Origin of the sequence: Nocardia sp. NPDC002869, assembly GCF_046764065.1 — a bacterium.
Classification (GTDB): Bacteria; Actinomycetota; Actinomycetes; order Mycobacteriales; family Mycobacteriaceae; genus Nocardia; species Nocardia rhamnosiphila.
The window spans coordinates 1-3,294 of the sequence record NZ_JBKOOL010000288.1 but is presented as its reverse complement, the minus strand read 5'-3'; the positions used below and the strand labels follow the sequence as shown (position 1 = coordinate 3,294).

At 68.9% G+C, this 3,294-nt stretch carries 3 protein-coding genes and 1 pseudogene; 1 reads left to right on the top strand and 3 read right to left on the bottom strand.

All coding sequences use genetic code 11. The features are described from left to right. Positions 1–44: 44 nt before the first annotated feature. A complete protein-coding gene (locus ACLML9_RS28200) occupies positions 45–350 on the bottom strand; it encodes an excalibur calcium-binding domain-containing protein (protein WP_039823171.1) in 306 nt (101 codons plus the stop codon). Between the two features lie 314 nt (positions 351–664). Here ACLML9_RS28200 and ACLML9_RS28195 point away from each other — a divergent pair, with 314 nt between their 5' ends. Continuing rightward, on the top strand, positions 665–2,785 hold the full coding sequence (locus ACLML9_RS28195) for an acyltransferase family protein (RefSeq protein ID WP_411948343.1): 2,121 nt from the start codon (positions 665–667) through the stop codon (positions 2,783–2,785). A gap of 99 nt (positions 2,786–2,884) precedes the next feature. Here the strand turns inward: ACLML9_RS28195 and ACLML9_RS28190 are convergent, their stop codons facing one another. Continuing rightward, positions 2,885–3,196, bottom strand: a complete 312-nt coding sequence (locus tag ACLML9_RS28190; RefSeq protein ID WP_411948342.1) for a hypothetical protein — start codon at positions 3,194–3,196, stop codon at positions 2,885–2,887. 4 nt (positions 3,197–3,200) lie between these two features. Next, positions 3,201–3,294 (bottom strand): annotated as a pseudogene (locus ACLML9_RS28185) (translation initiation factor IF-3); the annotation flags it as partial.

The following is a 3,294-nucleotide window of genomic DNA, read 5'->3' as shown; positions in this document are numbered from 1 at the left end:
GACAGCAGTGCTGTCACCGGGTGTTCGTGCGCAGTACCCGCGGATCAGACGGTGGGGCAAGCGAACCCGTCGCCGTCCGGATCCAGGTGGGGGGCGAAACCGGGCTCACCGCGGAAGATCGGCGCCCGGCCCGCGGCGCGTGCTTCGTCACAGTTCTTGAAGGCACCGCCGGCCGAGCCGGTCTGCGTCAGCTGGGCCGAACCGGTCGCGCCCAGCACGGCGTCGGCCGCGGAGGAACCGGTGCCTGCCAGGGAGGGCAGTCCGATCGGGCCGGCGGCGCTCGCGGCGGGAGCGGCCAGAAGAGTCAGCCCCGCGGCGGCGGCGCTGACATAGAGCTGGCGTACGTTCATGAATTCCTCTATGTCTGCTGGGGAGTGGATCTGCGTTCGACGAGAACGCGCGGCTTCCACTGTTGTGAGGGGCGGGTCGATTGTCAACTCGTATGGCCTGGATAAGACAGGGGAAAACGGACACCGGGTTGGGTACTCCCCGGATGCTGTGACGTTCCGCGCCGCAGTGGCGAAGTTCTCGCGCCGTACGGGGAGGTTTCGCCGTGGGCGACACACTGTGATAGGGATTCTGCTATGTCCGAGGCTCGTACTCCGCTGCTGTTACTCGACTCCTCCCGGGTCGGCCGGAGAAAGAGATAGGTCGGAGAAAGCAGTTGTTGCGAATCAAGGACAGTGACGTCACCGGTGGCCCGTCCGCGCCACCTCCCGCCGCCGCGGCCCGTCCCGCCGATTACCGGCTGGATCTGGACGGCCTGCGCGGGATTGCGATCGCCTTGGTCGTCGCGTTCCACGTGTGGTATGGCAAGGTCTCCGGCGGAGTCGATATCTTCCTGGTCCTCTCGGGCTTCTTCTACACCGGCATGCTGCTGCGCCAAGTGGAACGAACCGGCGCGGTGGGACTGCGGCAGACGGCGGTGCGTACCGCGCGCCGGCTGCTCCCCGCCCTGATGGTGGTGCTGGCCTTGGTGGCGGTCGTCACGGTGCTGTACCGGCCGTACTCGACCTGGGGCAATATGTCCGGTCAGACCATCGCCACCGCCTTCTACTACCAGAACTGGTATCTGGCGCAGGCCTCCGAAAGCTATCTGGCCGCGGACCCCTCGGTCAGCCCGCTGCAGCACATGTGGTCGATGGCGGTACAGGGTCAGTTCTATCTCGCCATCGCGGTGCTGCTGGCGGTGATCGGCTGGGTGTGCGTACGCCTGGGCCGGGCCTCGGCGGTGCGCCCGGCGATCGCGGTGCTGGCGCTGGTGCTCGGTACCGGCTCCTTCGTCTACGCCGCCGTATGGATGACCAGGTCGCAGGAATGGACCTACTACGACAGCGGCGCCCGGGCCTGGGAGCTGCTGACCGGTGCGCTGCTGGCCGCCGTGCTGCCCTGGGTGCGGATCGCCGGCGGCCGGGCCGCGCGCGTGCTGCTGACACTCGTCGCCGCCGCCGGACTCACGGCGGTTCTCGTCTGCGGGGTGCTCTTCGACGGCGCCCGCCAGTTCCCGGGGCCGGCCGCGCTGTTCCCGGTGGGCGCGGCGGTGGCGCTGATCGTCGCCGGTGTCCGTACCGAAAGCGGCTGGCGGTCGGTCGTCTCCCGGCTACTCGCCTCCCGCCCGACGGTCGAACTGGGTTCGATCGCCTATTCGCTGTACCTGTGGCATTGGCCGCTGCTCATCTATTACCTGGTACAGACCGGGAGACCGCATGCCGGTCTCGGCGGTGGCCTGCTGGTCATCTCGGCGTCGCTGGTGCTGGCGGTGCTGACCAACAAATTCGTCGAGGAGCCGCTGCGGTTGCGTTCCGGGCGGACCACGGTGACCCCGGTCTGGCAGCGTCGTATCCCCGCCGTGGCGGTGAGCCTGGTGGGCGCGCTCGTCCTCGGCTCCTGCATCTCGTGGCAGGTGGTGATGGCCCGCACACCCTCCGAACCGGTGGAAGCGCTGCCGGTGAACGAGTACCCGGGTGCGGAGGCGCTGTTCGCCGGGGCGGCGGTCCCGGTGGCGAAACTGCGTCCGTCCATCCTGGAGGCGTCCAACGATCTGCCGGCCCCCACCCGTGACGGCTGCATCTCCGACTGGTTCAACAAAGAGGTCGTGGCCTGTACCTACGGCGACCCCAACGGGTCGCGCACCATCGCCATGGTCGGTAATTCGCACGCCGAGCACTGGATGCCCGCGATGGACGCGTTGGCCCAGGTACACGACATCAAGGTCGTCGTCTATCTGAAGATGGGTTGTTCGCTGAACATCCGCGACGACGCCCAGTACCGCGGCCTGGACATCTCCGATTGCCGCGACTGGTCCCGGCAGGTGATCGATCTGCTCGCGTCCGACCCGCCGGATTGGGTGTTCACCACCGCCACCGCGCCCATCTGGCCCAGCGGCGGCGATGTGGTCCCGGCCGAGTACCTGGATGTGTGGGCGGCGCTGGCCGAACGCCATCTGAACGTGCTCGCCATCCGCGATACTCCGTGGCTGCGCAGCCCGACCGGTATCCGCTACAGCGCCGTGGACTGCCTGGCCGCCGGGGGTGACAGCGCCACCTGCGGTATGCAGCGTGCGACCGCGCTGGCCCCGGTCAACCCCGCACTGGTGCATGCCGCGGCGTTCCCGAATATGCGGCTGCTGGATCTCACCGATTCGGTGTGCGGACCCGAGATCTGCCGGGCGGTCGAGGGCAATGTGCTCGTCTATCACGACGAGCACCATCTCAGCGCGAGTTATGCCCGGACCCTGGCTCCGGAGTTGGAGCGGCAGATCGGGACGGCCACCGGCTGGTGGTGAGACCCGGGCGCCGGTGCACTGCTCCCATCGGCTCGTCCGGCACGCGGCCCACGTGACCTGCACGGTCGCGTGGGCCGCGGCGTCTGCGGGGGGCGGTGATCACCAGGGGGTGACCGGTGGCTTCACCCAGAGCAGCTTCTCGTCGGTATGGTGCCGCGCGGCCGCCGGATGGCCGGGATGCCGCGCCGCCCAGGCGGCCTTCTCGTCCAGCAGACGCGCCACCGAACGCCAGGTCTCGTCGGTGCCGGGTGGGTTGGCGCCCGCCGCCCGGGCGAGCTTGCGCCGCACCGCGGCGGATATACCGAGCAGTTCGGACCCCGAGATGTCCCGGTCCCACAGATAGCCGGCCAGCTGCCGCGCCTTGGCGGCCCGGCCGGCCTCCGCGGCCGGGGAATGCGCGTAATCGGCCATGAATCTGGACCTGGTTCTTCCGGGACTCGCGCGCCTTCTGCGCGGTCTCGTACTTGAACTTGCCGTAATCCATGATCTTGCAGACCGGCGGACGTGCG

What these genes read in the sequence shown, in the direction of transcription:
- ACLML9_RS28190 (WP_411948342.1), bottom strand. Translation starts at nt 3,196, where the DNA reads ATGGCCGATTACGCGCATTCCCCGGCCGCGGAGGCCGGCCGGGCCGCC.
- ACLML9_RS28200 (WP_039823171.1), bottom strand. Translation starts at nt 350, where the DNA reads ATGAACGTACGCCAGCTCTATGTCAGCGCCGCCGCCGCGGGGCTGACT.